The organism is Nitrospirota bacterium, from assembly GCA_023229435.1.
Lineage (GTDB): Bacteria > Nitrospirota > UBA9217 > UBA9217 > UBA9217 > JALNZF01.
In genome coordinates this window covers 1-20,505 of the sequence record JALNZF010000031.1, presented here as the reverse complement: position 1 = coordinate 20,505, position 20,505 = coordinate 1, and the positions used below count along the sequence as shown (strand labels likewise).

Here is a 20,505-nt window from a genome sequence, read left to right as displayed (position 1 = left end):
AGCGAATATATTAAGCGTGAGAGGTTCGAATAAGATATGTCACGGTCTCCCAAATTACAGCAAGTAGACTACTTTCCCCATATGTGCAAGCACGGCCAGACCCTGTTCATTGTGGAGCAGCGGTACGGCAACGACGGCTATGCCTTCTGGTTCAAGCTGCTTGAGCTGCTCGGATCGAGGCATGGCCATTATCTGGACGTCAACCAGGCGGACACCTGGGAATTCTTGCAGGCCCGGACCCGCCTTTCAGCGGAGACCTGCAACGACATTCTGGACCTCCTCGCAAAGCTCGAAGCTATCGATAAAGAGCTCTGGGTGAGCAACCGCGTCGTCTGGTCTCAGAACCTTGTTGATAATTTGACACACCTTTATAAGAAGAGGGCGGCGGGAATACCCCAAAAACCGGATTTCGGCGGCGGGAATGCGGGTTCAGGTACACAACAGGGGGATTTCGGCAGCGGGAATACCAGGTCAAGTACCATTCCCGACGCGGAAATACCACAAAGGACAGGACAGGATAGGACAGGAAAGGAGAGAGAAGGCGCGCGTGGTTCAGATTCGGAAACCCCAGAGCCTAAACCCCACGATCCTCCTGTCCCAACTCCCGATCCCTGCGCCCTTGCCGATCACACCTGGCAGCAGTTCAGATCTCTCATGCCGCTCAGGGGCGGCAGGTTTGACGACGAAGACGCTTGCCGTGCGACGTGGACACGATCCCCGGCAATGTGGAACCAGTGGCTTGCGGCAGTACGGCATTACGCTGCGAGCGCGGAGGTTCGGGACGGCGCATTATGCTTTCCGATGAGATTCTTGTCGAAGTTGTGGAAGCGCTTTCAGAAGCCAGAGGAACCTTTAGGGCACTCGCCGCCTTCCAGTCAAGATCACTCCTGGAAGGCCGAGGCTGACGAGGATGAACGCGCTCAAGCGGAGTTCAAGCGCAAGGCAGCATCCGGAGAAATCAAGATAAAGCCGAGGGACCGCCTGTCATTCGAGAGCGAGGCGACGTATCAGGAAAAACTGGAATCAGGAAAAATTCCGATGGTGCAGGTGATGAATGAATAAAACGGCCGACGATATAGCGCTGACGCGCCTTCCGCCGCAGAATATCGATGCAGAGATGATGGTCCTGGGCGCTTGCCTCATCGAACCCTCTGTGATCGGTACCGCGAGGGTGCGGCCTGAGGATTTTTATAAGGACGTACACCGGGACCTCTTCGCGCTCATGCAGCGATTATCCGAGCGCGGCGAATCAGTGGACCTGATCACTATCATGCCTGAATTCAGGCAGACGAAATATTATGACGCTGTGGGCGGCATGTCATATCCCGCCTCACTCGTGGCATATGTGCCCACCGCTGCGAATTTTCGGTCTCATGAAAGACTCGTCATAGAGGCCGCGCAGCTTCGCGCTATTGATCGCGCCCTTCGGGCGGCTCAGTCGGAGGTATACGGCCTTGCGGGCGGCGCGCGGCCTAATCCCGACGCGATTGTTGCGGGCTGTGTTGACACACTCAACGCCGTCCGTAGGCATGAAGGCGACATGATCATGAGATACAGCGAGATCATCAATCTCAGTTATAACGAGGTAGAAAAAAGGGTCAACCTCTCAAACTCCGGAAAATTCGCTGGGATCCCCACGGGCTTCCGTGGCCTGGATCAGAAACTCCACGGTCTCCAGCCGCAGTTTTACGTGCTGGCCGGGGCATCCGGCATGGGGAAAACGGCCTTCGCGGCACAGGTGGTGCGAAACGCGGCAAGTCATCTCATGACCGAATGGGGCGCACTTCCAGAGGCGAGCCGTACGAGCGGACCCGGAAGCGTCGGCGTCATAAGCCTTGAGATGGGGGCGGGACAAATTGGCTTACGTGACTTGTCGAGCGCGTCAGACGTGCCGCTCTCCCGGCTTCTTGCCGGAACGCTTCATGATGCCGACTGGACGAAGCTTGCACACGCCGCGGGTGTGCTGCACCCTTTGCCGATTTATTACGCCTTCGCCGCTTTTCACGATCGCCAGATCGAAAGGGTGATTGACGACATGGTGCAGCGTCTCGGGGTAAAGCTGATCGTCTGTGACTATCTTCAGCTTGAACGCTGTGAAAACCACGAGGGCACGCGCGAGCAGGAGGTCTCAAAGATATCTCACATGCACAAACGAAAGGTCGCGCAACATCAAGTCCCAAACCTTGTTATCTCATCCTTGAACCGTTCTCTCGCCGGCAGGCCTGACAAGCGGCCTAATAAATCGGACCTGCGCGATAGCGGCTCGATAGAATACGACGCCGACGTGATCATGTTCGTGTATCGCGACGAGGTCTACAACTGCAAGTGTCCGAAGCAGGCGGCCTGTCTCTGCGACCGGCGCGGTAAGGCGGAGATCATTGTCGACAAAGGGCGGATGGAAGGAACAGGCACGGTGGAACTTCAGTGGAATGGCCGCACCACAACCTTTTCAGATGCGCCGGGCGGGGTCGAATGACAGCGACAGAAATAGAGTTGAGTAAGAAGCTGCTTCACACGCAGGCGGCGCTTTTGTCGCTACGCAAAACGGTCGACAAGATCGAAACAGTAATTGAAGCTTATATGATTTCTCGCGGCCCGTCCTCTGGGGGCTATAAGGGCTTTGATTAAATCGGCCCACGCGCGACCGGCGTTTGAATACGGATAAATACCCTTTGGGACGCATAGGATGACCGCTCTTGATTTTACCGACTAAACAGGTATATAATCCTCCCGCAATAGATGGGGGGATGTGCATGGCTGGTAAAGTTCGTACCAGAGAGAAATGCGGCAAGTGCGGCGGTGCGTTCAAGGTCGCCGAAGAGGCAGACATTTATTGCCCGGTGTGTAACACGCGCCCCGAAACCTTCTTCATCTGGCTCTACTGGCAGGGGACGAAGTACAGGATTAGCCGCGATCGTGAAGAACACATTCTCGACAGTTACCGTCGTGCCCATCGACTCCTCGAAAACATCCGCACTGACATCGATTCAAAGATATTCTCACCCTTCGATTACATTCCGAAAGAGATGGAACAGTTCCGGGGCCATCGTCTCTTGGAGAAGTGGCTACAGGGGAAGGAAGCGCAAGGCCTGGCACCGACGCATCTCAAGAGCACACGGGCTATGATCGAGAAATACTTTAAACCGGCTTTCGGACAGCTCGACTGCCGCGATATCCGTACCCATCACATCGAGGACTTCCTTAATGGTTTGCCAAAGACCCTGTCTCTCAAGACGAAAAAGAACATACTGATCATGCTCAAGAACTTCTGCTATTGGATGTTCCGTCGCGAGAACCTCTTGAGGATGCCGCAATTCCCTGTGGTGTCTCCGCCTGAGCAACCGATCAAGTGGATCACCAAGAAAAGCCAGCTCAAGGCGCTCGCTTTCATCAACACCCATCATCGGCCTATCTTCGAGTTTCTGTTCTATCATCCTGTGAGGATCTCTGAGGCGCGGGCCTTGAAGGTGAAGGACTTCAACCGGGAGCAGGGGACGGTGCTGATCTGCCGGGCTTGGAGTGGGGAAGAACTCAGGAGCCGGAAGAACAAGAAGCCGTACTATCTGCCGCTATCCCGACATTTCAATCCCGCCGGGCTCAAGGACAAATTGCCGGAGGCCTTCGCGTTCACGAACAAGATCGGGGAAACCTACACGATCGGCAGGCTTGAAAGGCTCTGGCATGCCGCACGGATAAAGGCTGAGATTCCACCTATAAGCCTCTACAACGCATCACGGCATAGCATAGCATCGCAGGCCAGGACCTCGGGGATTGAGCTCTCAAAAATAGGCGCAGCGCTCGGACACAGCTCGTTATCATCGACTCAGCGCTATGCTTCTCTGGATGTTTTACAGCTCTGTGATATCGTCGATGGTACACAAGAGGTACACAAATCGAATGTAGTCGATTTCAACGCCATGAAAAATAAGTGAAATAAACGAAGGGTCGAGGGTTCGATCCCCTTCTCGTCCACCAAATTTTCATTCACAGAGAAAAACAAAGCCTTGCATGATGAACATGCAAGGTTTTTTGTTTAAGGTGTCGGCAACGTTGGAATCAGATCGTCTACTCGGTACTCGGAAGGATTGATCAACCTGAGCCCTGTCAGCTTCTTAGCGAGATTGGTGCCAGGCCAATAATGTTGGACTTGCTCTTTTGGCAACTATGCTGCGATTGCTGCAAGAAATTCTTCAGGGGTCATGATCGAAAGGTCGTCGGTTACATAATCGGTTTTGTTTCTGGTAATGAGGCAGTCTGCCTTCGCGCTGACAGCGGAATAATACTGTACTGCATCCTCGAAATCCCGGAAATCGGACGCAAGTGACAGGTCGATTACTTTTTCATCCACGGTGGCCACACGGAACACGATCCGGACCTTTTCCAATACCTTCATTGCCTTGTCCCGCTTGAGTTCCTTAGCCAGTATATAAAAGAGAGTAGGGAAGCTGTTCGAGCACAGATATCCTTTTAGCTGCTTCGCCTCGATCATAGTGAATAGCCGCGCAGCGGGGGAATAGAAGGGTTTTCGCTTGAGAAAGATATCCAGAATGAAGTTGATGTCGCACAAAACGGTTTTCACCGGTATTTCTCCTCGATGTGCTTCCGGTAGCCTGCGATAAGTTTTTTCGCATCGGTCTTCGGACTGAGCACGCCCGAAATTTCCGCGAGAACGGGCGTTGCTTCGGTTTGCCCCTTCTTTTCTTCGGAGATGGCCTGGAAGTAACCGGTTACCATTTTGGACAGGCTGACGCCCCGGACACGGGCGGCGCGCTTCGCGTTCCGAATGACGCCCTCGTCGAGCCGCAGGGTAAGTTTCGTTGCCATATTGTTCACCTCCTGACGTACATAATTTACACGATTGTACGTCTCTTGTCAATAGCCTCCGCAGTAAAACTGCGGTCCCGGCTCGTCCGGCGAGTAAAGCCGCTGTCATAGATTTTAAAAAACGCGAGGCCCTGGGGCAACCTGGGCCTTTCCTTTTATCGTTGTCGCGTACATCGACGATAACCTATCTCTTTTCTGGACTTTGTGACCATTTGCAACAAAGTTATCAATCGTGCTTAGCCGCCCATAGGCTTTTTATCCATCATGTTCGTAAGCAGCTATCATCTTTCGGGTAGAACAAGCTCATTGAGGAGAAGCGGTTATATGTGCTCTTCTGGGGTTTAGAATCCATCTATCAATGGATGCGGCCAGATCGCTCTATGCTCTTTTCCGCCAATTATCCTCGTAGTTCCTTTTTTTATGCTACACTGTCAATGAACACAAAAAAAAGTGGGATAATAACGAGATTGTGCAGATATGTAACATTCTGCATCGCAGCATTCATTTGGTTGCCCAACTTCTTTTCGAAACCTCTATTGTAAATGAAATGGCAGGGAGAATAGTGATGAACACTGGCATAGTATTTGAACATCCATCCATCCATCCATCCATCCATATTTAATTCTAATCAAGCGTATGATTGAGGCTCGTATGCAGCGCAGTTTTCAGAGCGATGCGGATGGAATTCTGATCACTGAATTCAACTCGGCCTATGCAGCAGACGGCTACGCGCGTATCATGAGCATAGACGCTATGGAGCAGCAGTGTTTTTAAGCATCAAGAATCATTGTACGGAGGCACACCATGTCCGCTAAAGCTTTAGAGGTGAGCAACTCCGAGGTCCATCGAGAAGAAATCCTGCTCAAGGCAGGTGCTCTGTAAGACGTTTTTCATGACAGATAGGGGATTGAGCTTTAATGAGACAAATCGAAGATAACGTACTCGAACGCTCTAGAAAGCTTGTTGAAAGCCGTATCGGCCTGTGCATCCGTCAAGCGGACAATGAATCATTTCATAGGACACTAAATGCCCGAATGAAGAGTTTAAATATTGACGAGCCAGCGGGATATTTAAACTTTCTTGAATCAGATACCGGAGAAAGTAAAAGGGAATGGAAAGCGCTTGTACTGCTGATCACAACAGGCGAGTCCTATTTTTTCAGGGACAAAGGAATTTTCTTTTTATTACAAAATACTATCCTGCCCGAGTTGATAAACAAGCGGAGGAAGCGAGCGTTCCGCATCTGGAGCGCAGGCTGCTCAACAGGTGAGGAACCATATTCCATCGCCATTCTTCTTGATATGCTTTTACCTGACCTGAAAGGATGGGATATCGTCATCTTTGGAACGGACATCAACGAAGAATCCCTGAAAAAGGCGGGTCGCGGTATATATTCAGATTGGTCATTTCGTATGGTGGATGAAGACATAAAGAGAAAATATTTCAAAAGACATAAGGATGATTGGGAGATTGACGGAAAGATCAAAGAGATGGTGACCTTTCAATATGGAAATCTGATGGAGGACAACTTTTTTTCCCAAAACCCTGAAATTTGCAACATGGACATCATCATCTGCCGCAATGTCTTTATATATTTCAAGAAAGAGACTGTATCATCGGTTTTCAATAAATTCATTAATACATTAAACGATGAAGGATATCTCATAACCGGGCATGGAGAATTGTATGGACATGATCTTACGGACCTGCACCAGATTATGTACCCGGAGGCCGTGATATACAAGAAAACAGTAGAGTTGAAAGTTCAAACTCCTGAAAACACCCGCTTAATGGAAGGCTCAATAAAGAAAAAAGGCTTAAAAATCAGGGAGAAACCGGTCGCAAAACGCTTCTTGCCTTTCCCGGATAAAAGTAAAATAAAACCGCTGGACCCAAAACCAGAAATAGAAGAGCTCATAAGAAAAGGGCGATATGCCGAGGCGATTGATAAGGCCGAAAGCTTTCTAAAGCAGAATAGAGAAAATTATGATATGTATAACTTTATGGCCATTGCATATGCGAATTCAGGCGCTTATGAAAAAGCGGAAAGCGCCTGTCGAGAAGTCATAACGCTCAATGCGGATTCAGCGGACCCGTATTTCCTGCTTGCCCATATTGCGGAGATAAAAGGAAACGACGAAGAGGCAAAAAAATTATTCAGAAAAGCAATATATCTGAATCCTGCTTTTATTGCCGCCTATTGCGAACTCGGAGGACTTTATGAGAAGGAAAAGGATCTTGCGCGCGCGAAAAAAGTCCGTTCCACGGCGATTGAACTTCTTACGACTTTACCTGCTCAGGCGCCTGTAAAGCCCTATGATATGACAGCCGAAGAATTGCTGAAATATGTCGAGTATCTGACAGGGTCAAGAGATGATTTAGCGCCGACAGGTCCAGCGGAGAAAGGCAGACGATGACTAATCAATCTTTCCTTACATTCAATTTGCACGGACTGCTTCTTGCGGTTGATACAAAAGTGGTCAGGGAGATAATCTGGCTTCCCGAGTTGGCTCTGATCGAGGAGTGTCCTTCCTTTATCGCGGGCGTTGTTAATATGCGCGGCAAGATCGTGCCAATAATGGATTTAAACCTCCGTTTCGGACATGCCCCGCGAAAATATGGTTATTTAGACAGGGTGATAGTGCTTAGTGTTTTGGATTTTGGGTCCGGGATTTTGAATTCACAATCAAAAGCAACAGACCAAATTCCGTCCAAAATTCAAAATCCAAAATCAAAAATAGACACATTGGGAATAATCGTCAATGAAGTGCTGGATGTCATGGATATTCCGGAAGAAGATATTGAACTGCCGCCCTTTGAAGGAAGAGAAATAGAACCGCATCCGCATTTTGTAAGCGGTGAAGCAAAGGCCGGAGAGGGCATTATCATGATTTTAAATCCCCGGATAATTCTCGACTTCGAATTCGAGATTAAAGAACCAGAGATCGGGGGAACTGAAATCATTCCTCAATCCGCAATCAGCTATTTCTGCCCTGAGGCAGACCAGAGAGAAAAGGAAATCTTTCATAACAGGGCAGTTAATCTGCAACAGGTATTTGATAGTGAAGATTCCGCCAAATTAATATCTGTGGCTGTTATCAGTTTAAACAATGAATACCTGTGCGTGGAGCTTGAATCAGTGCGGGAGTTTTCAAAGATTCACAATTTTACCCCGGTGCCATGTTGTCCTGAACATATTGCAGGCAACATGAACTTACGTGGCAATGTCCTGACTGTTGTTGATATACGGGGCCTGCTGAATATGCAGGTAGGCAATATCAGTGAATCAACAAAGGTCATTGTTGCCGATACTGGGGAATTCCCTGTCGGGATTCTCGTTGATGATATTCTTGATGTTATAAATCTTAGAGAGTTGGATATTGTTGAGGTCCCTTCCTCCATAAGTCCGCTCAGCGAGAAATTTGTCAAAGGCACTGCACCTTACGGCGGCAGGATGCTGGCACTGCTTGACTTGAAGAAAATCCTGGCATGGGACGGGTTAATAGTTAACGAAGAAGTGTAATGATTCCGGAATGGAAATAGGAGGCATAAAATGTTCAAGAATCAAAAGATCAGATTCCGTATTTTGCTTGGGTATTCAGTCCCTTTGTTTTTGCTTATCCTTCTCGCGTTGGCAGTTTATGTAAGTTTAAGGTCTTATGAAAAGGCACATGAACAAGCTGAAAACGGTAATGTCATCTCTGTTAAGTCAAATGAGCTGTCTTTATATGTAACAAAAATGCAGCGGTCAGCAAGAGGATTTCTCCTCCTTAAAAATAACAACGAATCACGCGATAACTATAATGAATATAGAAAGGAACTTGAAAAGACAATTCAAGCCATTAGCCTGCTTATCAAGAATGAAAAACAGAAGGAATTGCTCGGCAGAATAATAGAAAAAACCAGGAAGATGGAAGAAGGTATCAATGAAGAAATGTCGCTTGTTGATAAAGAAGGGTATGACAAGGCAATTGAACATTACCGGAAAAGCGGATCATTAAAACTGGAAAGAGAAATCGAAGCTATGGCCAATGAATTCGAAAAGAACCAGGAGGGGTTTCTTGAGACTTGGACAAAAGAAGAAGACAGCGCGCTGGGAAAGATAGGCCCTTCACTGATGATTGGCATATTATTGTCTCTTGCTTTTTCGGTCAGCATTGGTCTTTTAATTACCAACGGCATCACAAAGCATATCAGCGGCGCAATCAATGCCATGTCTTCCACCTCTACTGAGATAGCCGCGACGGTAAACCAGCATGAACGGACTGCCTCTCAACAGGCTTCAATGGTAAATGAGACGACAACAACCATTCAGGAGCTGGGCGCATCCTCAAGGCAGACCTCTGAACAGGCCTCTGCCGCAGCAGAGGTTGCACAGCAGGCGTTAAAAGCCACAGGTGAAGGGACAATCATAGTCAAGCAGGCAATTGACGGTATGAACAGCCTTGGGAACAAGGTAGGCATGATTGCCGACCAGACACTTAAATTAGGAGAGCAGACCGTCCAGATAGGGAGTCTTGCCAATATGGTCAAGGACCTTTCAAGCGAGATAAACATGCTTGCGCTTAATGCGGCGGTCGAGGCAGCGCGTGCCGGCGAGCATGGCAAGGGCTTTGCGGTTGTTGCCGGTGAGATTAGGAAACTTGCCAATGAGAGCAAGAAATCAGCAGAGCAGTCAAATGCCGTTATTTCTGATATACAAAAGGCGACCAATGCAACGATACTCAGGACAGAGGAAGGGACAAAGGTGGTGGAAGAGGTGACAGGGTCTGTCGGGAATGTTGGCGAGTTATTTAATTCCCTGTCCGAAGCGGCAAACAAGGTTTATGAGAACGCACAGCAGGTGCTGCTGAACGCAAAGCAGCAGGCAACTGCCATAGGTCAGGTTGTGGAGGCCATGAACGGTCTGAATACGGGCGCAAGAGAGACAGCCGCTGGTATAGTCCAGACAAAGACAGGTATTGAACAACTGAACAGTGCAGCTGGAAATCTGAAGCAGATATTGTGATTGTGTTAAACGAGATAGGAAACTCAGATGATAGAAGATAATGAACTGAGAAATATGTTTAAGATTGAAAGCGCTGAACATATCCAGCGGCTTGAGGAAGGTTTTCTGCGCCTTGAAAAAGAGCCGGGTAACGCGGCAGTACTTGAAGAGGTATTTCGTGAGGCGCACAGCCTTAAAGGCGCTGCCCGCATGCTCGGGCTGACAGGCATTGAGACAATATCTCATCACATTGAAGATATTCTCGGTTCTGCAAGAAAGAGTTCTGCCCCCCTGTCGTCAGAAGTCATTGGCCGATTATTTAAAGGGCTTGATCCGCTACGGAATCTTGTAAGAGAAGCTGTCACGGAGGAACCCTCCGGTGTCATTGTTTCTCATGTGCTTGAGCAGCTTAAAATTAGCATGGATAACCGGATACAGAGTTTCGTGATAGAAGAGGATAACTCCGCATTTGAAGCTTCTGCACAGCATACAGAGATAAAGGAAACGATCTTAGGGGATTTTCGTATAGATACAATACGTGTTGAGACAAATAAACTTGATAAATTAATGTCGCAGACCGGTGAATTAAACGTAACAAAGCTCAGGATTGCACAGAGGCTTGAGGATATTAAGGATGTCATGACTCTCTGGGAAGATATATCCAGGACACTTCCGAAAGCGGAGATGGAAGATAAGCCAAAACTTGAAAAATTCGGGATCCAACTCAATACATTAAAAAATGTCTTGTACGATGACAGCTCAAGACTTGGCTTTATTGCTGCTGAACTTGAAGACAGCATCAGCCGGATTCGGCTTTTGCCTCTGTCAACAATATTCAATCTGTTTCAGAGGACGGTCAGGGACCTGGCAAAAGAAAAGGCAAAGGAGATCCAACTTGTTATTGAAGGCGGGGAGACAGCCGCGGACAAGCGTATTATAGAGGAAATGAAAGACCCTCTGATGCATATGGTAAGAAATGCCGTTGACCATGGCATTGAGATGCCCGATGAACGGGCGCGAAAAAATAAGCCGCGCATTGGCACAATCACGTTGAAAGCTTATCAGACTCCCGCCAACGTAGTAATTGAGGTGAGCGACGACGGGCAGGGGCTTGAAATAGAGGCGATCAAAAGAGTTGCCTTGAAAAGAAAAATGGTGAATGAAACGGAGTTTGCTGCAATGCCTCCTTCACAGATTCAGTCTTTGATATTTGTTTCAGGGTTTTCAACAAGCACTTTTGTATCTGATATCTCCGGTAGGGGCGTCGGACTTGATGTTGTAAGGACAAATGTGGAACGTCTTAAAGGGACAATCCATGTTGAATCTTTACCTGACAGGGGCTGCACCATCAGAATTAAACTCCCCCTGACCCTTGCAACCTCAAGGGTAATGATCGTGACGGTCGACAATATGAAATATGCCCTTCCCGTTGAGCATATTCAGACGACCTGCCTGATAAAGCGCAAAGATGTATTTACCGTCGAAGGACGCAGGACAATAGTGTTCGACAAATTACCTGTCCCTGTCGCCGATCTTTCCGACCTTCTTGAATTTAAGGGAGCAAAGGCGCATATTCCGCAGGCGGCATCCCGCACTCCACATTCGGAAACCATTCCATGCATTATTATCTCCGCCGGAGATGATAAGCTCGGTCTTTTTGTCGAGGAACTCCTTGACGAGCAGGAAGTAGTGCTTAAACAATACAGCAGCATATTGAAGCGGGCACGGAATATCTCAGGCTCGTCAATTCTGGGCACAGGAGAGGTCTGCATGATTTTAAACCCTTTTGACCTGATAAAGTCCGCAAAAAAGAAGGGGGCCCCGACTGCGCAAGAGAAGCCTGGAGCAGAGACGGAAACCAGGAAAAGCATTCTCGTGGCCGAAGACAGCATTACCGTGAGAACTCAAATGAAACGCATCCTTGAAGGCGCGGGATATGAGGTTACAGTTGCCGTCGATGGACTTGATGCGTTCAATAAACTGGGAGGTCATCCTTTTGATGCAGTGGTATCTGATATCATGATGCCGAATATGTCAGGGCTGGAGCTTACGGAAAAAATACGTCAGAAAAAAAAATACAAAGAAATGCCGGTTGTTCTTGTCACATCTCTGGCCTCGGAAGAGGACAAACAAAGAGGTCTGGAGGCAGGCGCAAACGCATATATAACAAAGCCTTCTTTTGATCAGAAGGTATTGCTTGATACACTTCGAAGGTTAATATGATTAAGGTACTTCTTGTAGACGATTCTCCTATTGCCATCACAATACTTAAAAGGATGCTGTCGAAGTCTTCGGAGATAACGGTTGTAGGAACAGCCCAAAACGGCATGGAAGCCTTGCGTCTCATTCCTGAGGTAACCCCCAATGTAATTTGCACGGACCTTCATATGCCTGTGATGGACGGCCTTGAATTTACAAAAGAGGTCATGGCAAGGCATCCCCTGCCGATACTTCTGGTGAGCATTTCCGGGCAGGAAGGCTCTATAAATGCCTTCAAAGTTCTCGAAGCTGGCGCTGTTGATATATTTCTAAAGCCGCGGGCAAGTTTTGAATTTGACTATGAGACACTTGCCCCTGAGTTGATCCAAAAGATCAGGATACTTTCAGGGGTCCGCGTATTCAGGAGGACCAGGCGTGATTCCGAATCAGGAATCCGGGCGTCGGGTACGGAAGCGGCAACTAAAATAAGGCTCCCGAACACTACGGTCCGTATCATCGTAATAGGCGCCTCAACAGGAGGACCGCAGGCGCTTCAGACAATACTGACTAACCTGCCATCTGATTTCCCTTTGCCGATAATCTGTATTCAACATATCAGCGAGGGTTTCCAGCAGGGTCTTGTTGACTGGCTTTCATCCCAATGCAGAATGAACGTCGAGATAGCAAAAGCAAGTGCGGTCCCCCAACCTGGAACTATTTATTTTCCCCAGGAAGAGACACACCTGAAGATTGACGGAACGGGCAGGTTTGTCTTAACATCTGAGCCGTCTTTTGACGGCCATCGTCCGTCCGTTACCGTAACCATGAAAGCCGTGGCCAAATACTATGGGGATTCCGTTGTCGGGGTCCTGTTGACAGGAATGGGAAAGGACGGGGCGGAAGGCTTACTGGATATTAAGCAGGCAGGTGGAATTACTATTGCGCAGGATGAGGCAAGCAGTATTGTGTTCGGCATGCCCAAACAGGCCATAGAATTGGATGCCGCCGGATATATCGTTCCGCTGGATGAGATAGGGCCGATGATCTTGAATTTTGTATTGCAAATTTTGGAGGGAAAGGAGACATGAATAATTCGGGGACAAGAATTTTAATTGTTGAAGACAGCGCCATTCAGGCAGAGGCGCTGAGGCGAATCCTTGACAAGGAAGGCTATACAGTATCTGTTGCAAAAGACGGCGCCGAGGGGCTGTCAAAGGCGAAAGAATTAAAACCCGAACTTGTTGTCAGTGATATCGTGATGCCTGGGATGAACGGTTTTGAGTTATGCCGGCATATAAAGGATGCCCCTGATATTGGTCACACTCCTGTTATCCTGCTGACTTCTCTTTCTGATCCGGCAGACGTTATCAGCGGTCTTGAATGCGGGGCTGATAATTTTATTGTCAAACCCTATGACGACCACCAGTTGCTTTCAAGAATAAAACAGATTCTCTTAAACCGTGAATTACAGGAGAATTCGCGGACGCAGATGGGGGTTGAGATACATTTTGCAGGGCAAAAATATTTTATTACCTCGGAGAAAAAACAGATACTCGACCTTCTCCTATCGACATATGAAAGCGCGGTCCAGAAAAACGTTGAACTTATTAAAGTCCAGGAAGAATTGAAAATCCTCAATGAAGAGCTTGAACAGAAGGTGCAGGAAAGGACTGAAGCGCTTACTTCTGAAATTGAAGAACGTAAAAGGTCAGATGAATTGATAAAAAGCATCCTTGAAAGCATTGATGAGGGGTTTATACTTATAGATCGTGATTACAGAATTCTGATGGCAAATAGGGCATATGCCGATCAGATTAAGATGCCTCTTGAAGATATAATCGGACAGTATTGTTACAAGTTATCACATAATCACGATAAACCCTGTTATGAGATGGAAGAAGAGTGTGCAGTAAAGCAAGTGTTTGATACAGGCATGCAGCACGTTGCGATTTACAAGTATAATCACTCAAAAGGAATCCCTGTTTATATAGAAACAAAGGCATATCCGCTTTCCAAAGACGAATCAGGGAAAGTTACCACCGTCATAGAGATACTTGTTGACATTACCGAGAAGAAAAAACTCAATGACCGGCAACAGCTCGCTCATGAGGTACTGGAACTGCTGAACCACTCGGAGATTACCGAGCACACGATTAGCTACATTCTATCGGCAGTTCAGAAGAGAATAGGCTTGGAGGCTGTTGCCATACGCCTGCGCGAGGGCGAAGACTTCCCCTATTACGTAACTAACGGCTTTCCCGAGGACTTTGTGCTTGCTGGACGGTTTTTGTGTGCGCGTGACACGGCAGGAGAAATCGTGCGCGACTCAAAAGGGGACCCGGTGATCGATTGCATGTGCGGAAACATTCTCCGCGGACAGGCCAATCCGGCGCTGCCGTTCTTCACCAAAGGTGGCAGCTTCTGGACCAGCAGCACCACTAAACTGCTTGCCTCGACGACCGAGGCAGACCGTCAGACCCTCAACCTTTGCAATGACGGGGGCTATGAATCCGTGGCGCTTATCCCTTTACGTACCAATCGAGAAATCATAGGGCTGCTGCAACTCAATGACCATCGGCCTGACCAGTTCACGCCGGAGATGATCACTTTCATTGAAGCGTTGGGGGCCAGTATCGGGATTGCGCTCACTCGTAAGCAGGCGGAGCAGGCGCTGCGTGAGAGGGAAGGTTTATTGCACAGCTTATTTGATAATATGACCAGCGGCGCGGCCATTTTTAAGGTGATCAATGATGGTTCTAAAGGGAGCGATTACATCATCAAAGATTTTAACGCCACCAGTTTGCGGATCGAGGGTAAGCAAAAGGATGAGGTTATTGGGAAGTCGCTTTTTGACTTGCGCCCTAATATTGACCAATATGGGCTTATCACTGTTTTTCAAAAAGTATGGCGAATCGGTGAACCGGGCTATTTCCCGCCAAAGATTTACAGAGACGAGAAATATAATAATTGGTATGAAAACTGGGTCTTTAAGTTGCCGACAAACGAGATTGTGGCTATTTATGATGATGTGACCGAGAGCAAGAAGCTTGAAGACCAGCTCCGTCACGCCCAGAAGATGGAGGCAGTCGGCACGCTGGCTGGGGGGATTGCGCATGATTTCAATAATATTCTCAATGTGATCATGGGATATGGCGGCATGGTATATGACGGCCTTGAGGCCGGTAGTCCTCAAAAAGAACAGATGAATGAGGTTCTCACTGCCGCCGAGAGGGCTGCGAACCTCACCAAAAGGCTGCTTGTCTTCAGCAGAAAACAGGTTGTTGCAGTGAAGCCTGTTAATATCAATGGGCTTATCCTTGGTGTCCAGAAAATGCTTGTCCGGATGCTCCGCGAGGATATTAATTTTAAGTTGGAGCTTGCGGCCAGGCCATTGATAGTGATGGCTGATTCCGGGCAGATCGAGCAGGTGCTGATGAACCTTGTCACAAATGCCCGGGATGTAATGCCGGAGGGTGGAAGTCTGACGATCGGCACCGGGCTTCAGGAATTAGATGATGAATATGTTGCATTATATGGATTTGGAAAGATCGGAAGGTATGCGCTTATCACAGTTACGGATACAGGGCAGGGAATGAATGCAGAAACTCAGAAGAAGATATTCGAGCCTTTTTTTACAACAAAAGGGATTGGAGAAGGGACAGGGCTTGGCCTTTCAATTTCTTATGCAATAATAAAACAGCATAGCGGATACATAAATGTCTACAGCGAACCTGGACAAGGCACTGTATTCAAAGTATACCTGCCTCTCAGTGAAGAGGCGGTATTTCCGGATAAGAAGACGGTCGCCGCCGTCCCTGCCAAGGGCGGAAATGAGACGATACTCGTGGCGGAGGACGACGCCTCCCTGATGCAATTGATGAGGATAGTGCTGGAGTCCTTCGGCTACAGTGTTATTACCGCAAAGGACGGTGACGATGCGATCACAAAATTCATGGAGAATAGGGAAAGGATCAGCCTCGTTCTGCTGGATATGATCATGCCGAAGAAAAACGGGAAAGAGGTCGGTGAGACGATCAGGAAAGTCAGTCCCCGGATAAAAATACTCTTTGCGAGCGGATATACGATGGATATTATCAAGACCAAAGAATTGACAGACGCCGGCTTTGACTTTATCAGTAAGCCTGTGTTGCCGAGAGACCTTTTGTTAAAGGTGCGGGAGGTACTGGATAGATGAGCGAAAAAATACTGATTGTAGACGATGAGGATGTCAATCTCAGACTGCTCACCCAGTGGCTTATTCCGTTAGGCTATGATATAGAAGTTGCTTTAAACGGGAAAGAGGCGGTGCGGAAGGCCAGGGACAGCAGGGTTGACCTGATAATACTTGATATCATGATGCCGGTCATGGATGGCTACGAGGTCTGCAGGATTTTAAAGGTAGACCCGGAGACAAAGAATATACCGATAATTATGGTGACGGCGCTTCACGACAGGGAATCAAAATTAAAAGGACTCTCGGTCTCGGCAAATGATTTTCTTTCCAAACCCATTGATCAGGCCGAATTAACTATCCGTGTCAGTAACCTGCTGAGGATAAAGGCCTTCGACGACTTTATGCTCAGGCATAATCAGATACTGGAGGAGGAGATCGGTAAAAGGACCGCTGAACTGTCCTCTGCCAACGATCAGCTGAAGCTGGAACTTGAGGAGCGCACGAGGGTGGAACAGACGCTTGATCAGCTGAAGAATCAATATGAAATGATCCTGCAATCCGCCGGCGAGGGGATTATCGGAGTGGATACGAATGAAAGGATCACTTTTGTGAATCCCGCCGCCGAACAACTGCTCGGATATAGAGGGCAGGAACTGATAGGTCGTTCAGGTCACGAGTCATGGCATAATTCAAACCCGGACGGTACTCCCTATTCTGAAGAAGACTGCCCGATAGTAAAGGCCGGCAGGGAAGGCGCCAAATATAGCGGCACGGATGAGGTATTCTGGAGGAGAGACGGCACAAGTTTCCCGGTGGAATACACGGCAACTCCTGTAAAAAAGGGCGATAGATTATCAGGTATGGTTATCATATTCCGAGATATCACTGAGCGAAAAACGCTCCGCGACGCTGAAATTTCAAAACGCACGGCGGATTTGGCAAACAAGGCAAAATCGGAATTTCTCGCCAACATGTCACATGAACTGAGAACGCCGTTGAACTCGATAATCGGTTTTTCAGAAATTCTTCAGGATGAACTGCTCGGAAAACTTAACGAGGAACAGAAGGAGATGGTTGATAATAACCTGAGCAGCGGAATGCATCTTCTGTCGCTTATTAATGACATACTTGATCTGTCAAAAGTGGAAGCCGGCATGGTGGAGATCGAATTGAGCAGGTTCCTTTTAAAAGATACTCTTCATGCATCAATGGCAATGTTAAAAGAAAAGGCCATGAAGCACCGGATCACTCTCAGTCTTGATTTAAAATCTGATGCGAATATTGAAATAGAGGCGGATGAGAGAAGATTAAAGCAGATCATGTTCAATCTTTTGAGCAATGCGGTGAAGTTTATGGCTGATGGCGGCAGTGTGCGCGTTACTGCGCGACTGATGAGGGACGAGGGACGAGGGACGAAGGACGAAGGAGGAGCAGCGTCCATCGTCCCAGTGAGCGAAGCGAACGGACATCCATCGTCCATCGAGATTTCCGTGTCAGACACCGGCATCGGCATAAAACCGGGAGATATGGACAAACTCTTTCATGAGTTCTCGCAACTCGAATCAGTATATACCAAAACAAAAGACGGCACCGGGCTTGGACTGGCCCTGACAAAAAAATTGGTCGAACTTCACGGCGGAAAGATATGGGCTGAGAGTGAGTATGGGAAAGGGAGCAGGTTTCTGTTTGTGATGCCGGTCGGGCGGCTTAAAACGGAGGAAAACTAAAATGGACATAAAAGGGAAACGGGTCCTTGTTGTGGATGATGATAGCAGAAGCCGGCGACTTTTTGAATTACAGCTTGGCGCAATGGGGTTTTCGTCCGTCCTGGTGAATGATGGAGACGAAGCGATGGAAATTCTTGCCGGAGACTGTTATTTTGATCTCATAATCACGGACGTCATGATGCCTTATCAGACAGGTTTTGATCTTACAAAAAAGCTGAAAGAATTTAAGGAAACAAAAGATATCCCGGTTATTGCAACAAGCGCATTTCATGACTGGGAAAGGGAGAGGTCAAATGGTGAATTAAGAGTTGATGGATTTGTGCCAAAACCTGTTACCAAAGAAGCTCTCAAAAAAGAGATAGAAAGGATTTTGGAAGGGCGCCCGTAATGTCGCATAAAATACTTATCGTTGAAGACAATGAAAAAAACCGTCAGTTAATTGTATTTATTCTGAAACATTACGGATATGAAATTATAGAGGCGGTTAACGGCGAAGAAGGTGTGAGGCTGGCAAAAGAACACAAGCCTGATCTGGTAATCATGGATATTCAGATGCCTGTTATGGACGGGTTAACCGCGATAAAACTGTTGAAAGAAGACAAAGATACCCGGGATATAACGATTATTGCCGCAACATCTTTTGCCATGAAAGGAGACAGAGAAAAAATAATTTTTTCAGGCGCCGATGATTATATATCAAAACCTATTGATACCAGGGCGCTGCCTGAACTCCTGAAAAAATATTTAGGCTGAAGATAACAGACAATGGATTTTAGTGTCAGTAACGCGCATTCCTAAACCGGTCTTGCCAATAGATCTTTTGAAAACGGTGAGAGAAGTGCTCGATGGCTGATAATGCAATGTGTTGCCGCTATGGTGCTTTCATCACACCTGGGGAGGATATAGGATGCCGAACGAAAAAATACTGATCGTCGACGATGAGGATGCCAATCTCAGGCTGCTCACCCAGTGGCTCATTCCGTTGGGCTATGATATTAAAATTGCCTCAAACGGGGAAGAGGCGGTGCAGAAGGCCAGGAACAACGAGCTTGACCTGATAATACTTGACATCATGATGCCGGTCATGGACGGCTACGAGGCCTGCAGGATCTTAAAAGCAGACCCGAAGACAACTAATATACCGATCATCATGGTGACGGCGCTGCACGAAAGGGAATCAAAACTAAAAGGTCTCTCTATCTCGGCAAATGATTTTCTTTCCAAACCCATAGATCAGGCCGAATTAACCATCCGTGTCAAGAACCTTCTCAAGATCAAGGCCTTCGATGACTTTATGCTCAGACATAATCGGATACTTGAAGAGGAGGTGCAGGAAAGAACGCAGGACCTGGTCAATATGAGCAAAGAAATGATATTGAAACTGACGGCAGCCGCGGAATTTCGCGATACCGACACAGGCGCTCATATCGCGAGGATAGGCTATTATGCCGGCAAGATGTCAGCGGCGCTGGATATGCCGGAGGATTTCATTGAGACCATAACTTTTACGAGTGCCTTGCATGACATCGGAAAGATCGGGATCCCAGATAATCTACTCTTAAAACCGGGTCCTCTAACGCGCGAAGAATTTGAGATCATGAAAACCCATTCTGCAATAGGAGCAAAGATCCTCTCGGGATCAAACTATCCGGGTATTCAGATGGCTGCCGCCATTGCCCGTACGCATCACGAACGGTGGGACGGCGGGGGATATCCAGGAGGGCTCAAAGGAGAAGAAACGCCGATTGAGGGCAGGATCGTCATGCTCGTAGACCAGTATGATGCGCTACGGAGTCAACGGCCCTACAAACCAGGCTTTGACCATCAAAAGACGTTCAAGATCATAACCGAAGGTGATGGAAGGACCGTGCCGGAACATTTTGATCCAGCGGTGCTCAAGGCCTTCAAGGAGATTGCGCCCGCGATAGAAGAGATATTCGATCAGCACCAATAGGGATAATCATAATAAATTAGTGCTGAGAACAACGAAGTGGGCACAGAATGTTAAATCGTTAGGACATTAAATTCATTTCGCTGCACCCTGTTTACTTATATCGCTTCTTCTTCTCCATCACCACCCCGACAATCCGGTACACCAGGTCCTTGTTCAGGATGATGTCATTATATTTTGGATTGAGCGGGTGAAGGATTTTGGTATTGTCGTACCGCTTGTACTGCTTGAACGTCGCCTCTTCCTCGTGGTTCTTCACGATAACATAATCGCCGTTCTCCGCCTTCGCATGGGGGCTGATGACGAGAACGTCGCCCTCATGAAACTCCGGCTCCATGGAGTCGCCCTTTATTTTCAGCCCGAAGTTGTGTTCGCCTTTCACATCGGTCTCGATCCAGTCGATTACATCTTCCTCAAGGTAGGTCTCGCCCGTTTCGGTCCACTTGCCGGCAGCCACCCAGGATACAACCGGGATCTTCCGCATCTTGCCGAGAGGGGCGGGCTCCGGAGGCGATGGGGTCACCCATTTGAAGGCTCCCTGTCAAGTGAAAAAGCCCACCCTGTGACGAGAAAATGAAATTTTCTCGTCGATGTTTTTCCGCAGTCAGCAACATCCATACAATTGCCGTAGTTTCATTCTGTT

Annotated in this window: 17 protein-coding genes; 14 read left to right on the top strand and 3 right to left on the bottom strand. The window is 47.9% G+C overall.

Annotated features, from left to right (window positions below):
• Positions 1–36: 36 nt before the first annotated feature.
• The 4 genes from M0R70_14695 (at position 37) to M0R70_14680 (ending at position 3,932) form a co-directional block, all read left to right on the top strand.
• Positions 37–1,062 (top strand): DUF4373 domain-containing protein, encoded by a 1,026-nt coding sequence (locus tag M0R70_14695; GenBank protein MCK9420617.1) that lies wholly within the window; start codon positions 37–39, stop codon positions 1,060–1,062.
• Positions 1,055–2,476 carry an AAA family ATPase gene (locus M0R70_14690; protein ID MCK9420616.1) on the top strand — a complete coding sequence of 474 codons (1,422 nt, stop codon included), beginning with the start codon at positions 1,055–1,057 and terminating at the stop codon, positions 2,474–2,476. Before M0R70_14695 ends, M0R70_14690 begins: the two co-directional genes overlap by 8 nt.
• Positions 2,473–2,628 (top strand): hypothetical protein, encoded by a 156-nt coding sequence (locus tag M0R70_14685; protein MCK9420615.1) that lies wholly within the window; start codon positions 2,473–2,475, stop codon positions 2,626–2,628. The genes M0R70_14690 and M0R70_14685 overlap by 4 nt, the downstream gene beginning before the upstream one ends.
• Positions 2,629–2,753: 125 nt before the next feature.
• The gene (locus M0R70_14680; GenBank protein MCK9420614.1) at positions 2,754–3,932 is read left to right on the top strand and encodes a tyrosine-type recombinase/integrase; all 1,179 of its coding nucleotides are present in this window, start codon (positions 2,754–2,756) and stop codon (positions 3,930–3,932) included.
• A gap of 230 nt (positions 3,933–4,162) precedes the next feature.
• Here the strand turns inward: M0R70_14680 and M0R70_14675 are convergent, their stop codons facing one another.
• Together M0R70_14675 and M0R70_14670 are read right to left on the bottom strand one after the other, a co-directional pair.
• Complete coding sequence (locus M0R70_14675) at positions 4,163–4,579, bottom strand: PIN domain-containing protein (protein MCK9420613.1); 417 nt, start codon at positions 4,577–4,579, stop codon at positions 4,163–4,165.
• A complete protein-coding gene (locus M0R70_14670) occupies positions 4,576–4,824 on the bottom strand; it encodes a DUF6364 family protein (protein ID MCK9420612.1) in 249 nt (82 codons plus the stop codon). Before M0R70_14670 ends, M0R70_14675 begins: the two co-directional genes overlap by 4 nt.
• Positions 4,825–5,741: 917 nt before the next feature.
• Here M0R70_14670 and M0R70_14665 point away from each other — a divergent pair.
• The 10 genes from M0R70_14665 (at position 5,742) to M0R70_14620 (ending at position 19,865) form a co-directional block, all read left to right on the top strand.
• A complete protein-coding gene (locus M0R70_14665) occupies positions 5,742–7,241 on the top strand; it encodes a tetratricopeptide repeat protein (GenBank protein MCK9420611.1) in 1,500 nt (499 codons plus the stop codon).
• Positions 7,238–8,347: a chemotaxis protein CheW gene (locus tag M0R70_14660; protein MCK9420610.1), complete on the top strand. Its 1,110-nt coding sequence runs from the start codon at positions 7,238–7,240 to the stop codon at positions 8,345–8,347. Before M0R70_14665 ends, M0R70_14660 begins: the two co-directional genes overlap by 4 nt.
• Before the next feature lie 30 nt (positions 8,348–8,377).
• Positions 8,378–9,832, top strand: coding sequence for a methyl-accepting chemotaxis protein (locus tag M0R70_14655; protein ID MCK9420609.1), 1,455 nt, complete (start codon positions 8,378–8,380; stop codon positions 9,830–9,832).
• Between the two features lie 27 nt (positions 9,833–9,859).
• The gene (locus tag M0R70_14650; GenBank protein ID MCK9420608.1) at positions 9,860–12,034 is read left to right on the top strand and encodes a hybrid sensor histidine kinase/response regulator; all 2,175 of its coding nucleotides are present in this window, start codon (positions 9,860–9,862) and stop codon (positions 12,032–12,034) included.
• Entirely contained in the window at positions 12,031–13,098 is a 1,068-nt protein-coding gene (gene cheB / locus M0R70_14645) for a chemotaxis-specific protein-glutamate methyltransferase CheB (protein MCK9420607.1), read from the top strand. Before M0R70_14650 ends, cheB begins: the two co-directional genes overlap by 4 nt.
• Complete coding sequence (locus M0R70_14640) at positions 13,095–16,205, top strand: response regulator (GenBank protein MCK9420606.1); 3,111 nt, start codon at positions 13,095–13,097, stop codon at positions 16,203–16,205. The genes cheB and M0R70_14640 overlap by 4 nt, the downstream gene beginning before the upstream one ends.
• Positions 16,202–17,911, top strand: a complete 1,710-nt coding sequence (locus M0R70_14635; GenBank protein MCK9420605.1) for an ATP-binding protein — start codon at positions 16,202–16,204, stop codon at positions 17,909–17,911. The genes M0R70_14640 and M0R70_14635 overlap by 4 nt, the downstream gene beginning before the upstream one ends.
• A 1-nt stretch (position 17,912) precedes the next feature.
• A complete protein-coding gene (locus M0R70_14630) occupies positions 17,913–18,299 on the top strand; it encodes a response regulator (protein ID MCK9420604.1) in 387 nt (128 codons plus the stop codon).
• Positions 18,299–18,664, top strand: a complete 366-nt coding sequence (locus tag M0R70_14625; GenBank protein ID MCK9420603.1) for a response regulator — start codon at positions 18,299–18,301, stop codon at positions 18,662–18,664. The genes M0R70_14630 and M0R70_14625 overlap by 1 nt, the downstream gene beginning before the upstream one ends.
• A gap of 154 nt (positions 18,665–18,818) precedes the next feature.
• Positions 18,819–19,865 (top strand): response regulator, encoded by a 1,047-nt coding sequence (locus M0R70_14620; GenBank protein MCK9420602.1) that lies wholly within the window; start codon positions 18,819–18,821, stop codon positions 19,863–19,865.
• 91 nt (positions 19,866–19,956) lie between these two features.
• Here M0R70_14620 and M0R70_14615 read toward each other — a convergent pair whose 3' ends face one another.
• Complete coding sequence (locus M0R70_14615; protein ID MCK9420601.1) at positions 19,957–20,385, bottom strand: S24 family peptidase; 429 nt, start codon at positions 20,383–20,385, stop codon at positions 19,957–19,959.
• Positions 20,386–20,505: the final 120 nt, after the last annotated feature.

What these genes read in the sequence shown, in the direction of transcription:
- M0R70_14695 (MCK9420617.1), top strand. Translation starts at nt 37, where the DNA reads ATGTCACGGTCTCCCAAATTACAGCAAGTAGACTACTTTCCCCATATG.
- M0R70_14690 (MCK9420616.1), top strand. Translation starts at nt 1,055, where the DNA reads ATGAATAAAACGGCCGACGATATAGCGCTGACGCGCCTTCCGCCGCAG.
- M0R70_14685 (MCK9420615.1), top strand. Translation starts at nt 2,473, where the DNA reads ATGACAGCGACAGAAATAGAGTTGAGTAAGAAGCTGCTTCACACGCAG.
- M0R70_14680 (MCK9420614.1), top strand. Translation starts at nt 2,754, where the DNA reads ATGGCTGGTAAAGTTCGTACCAGAGAGAAATGCGGCAAGTGCGGCGGT.
- M0R70_14670 (MCK9420612.1), bottom strand. Translation starts at nt 4,824, where the DNA reads ATGGCAACGAAACTTACCCTGCGGCTCGACGAGGGCGTCATTCGGAAC.
- M0R70_14665 (MCK9420611.1), top strand. Translation starts at nt 5,742, where the DNA reads ATGAGACAAATCGAAGATAACGTACTCGAACGCTCTAGAAAGCTTGTT.
- M0R70_14660 (MCK9420610.1), top strand. Translation starts at nt 7,238, where the DNA reads ATGACTAATCAATCTTTCCTTACATTCAATTTGCACGGACTGCTTCTT.
- M0R70_14655 (MCK9420609.1), top strand. Translation starts at nt 8,378, where the DNA reads ATGTTCAAGAATCAAAAGATCAGATTCCGTATTTTGCTTGGGTATTCA.
- M0R70_14650 (MCK9420608.1), top strand. Translation starts at nt 9,860, where the DNA reads ATGATAGAAGATAATGAACTGAGAAATATGTTTAAGATTGAAAGCGCT.
- cheB (MCK9420607.1), top strand. Translation starts at nt 12,031, where the DNA reads ATGATTAAGGTACTTCTTGTAGACGATTCTCCTATTGCCATCACAATA.
- M0R70_14640 (MCK9420606.1), top strand. Translation starts at nt 13,095, where the DNA reads ATGAATAATTCGGGGACAAGAATTTTAATTGTTGAAGACAGCGCCATT.
- M0R70_14635 (MCK9420605.1), top strand. Translation starts at nt 16,202, where the DNA reads ATGAGCGAAAAAATACTGATTGTAGACGATGAGGATGTCAATCTCAGA.
- M0R70_14630 (MCK9420604.1), top strand. Translation starts at nt 17,913, where the DNA reads ATGGACATAAAAGGGAAACGGGTCCTTGTTGTGGATGATGATAGCAGA.
- M0R70_14625 (MCK9420603.1), top strand. Translation starts at nt 18,299, where the DNA reads ATGTCGCATAAAATACTTATCGTTGAAGACAATGAAAAAAACCGTCAG.
- M0R70_14620 (MCK9420602.1), top strand. Translation starts at nt 18,819, where the DNA reads ATGCCGAACGAAAAAATACTGATCGTCGACGATGAGGATGCCAATCTC.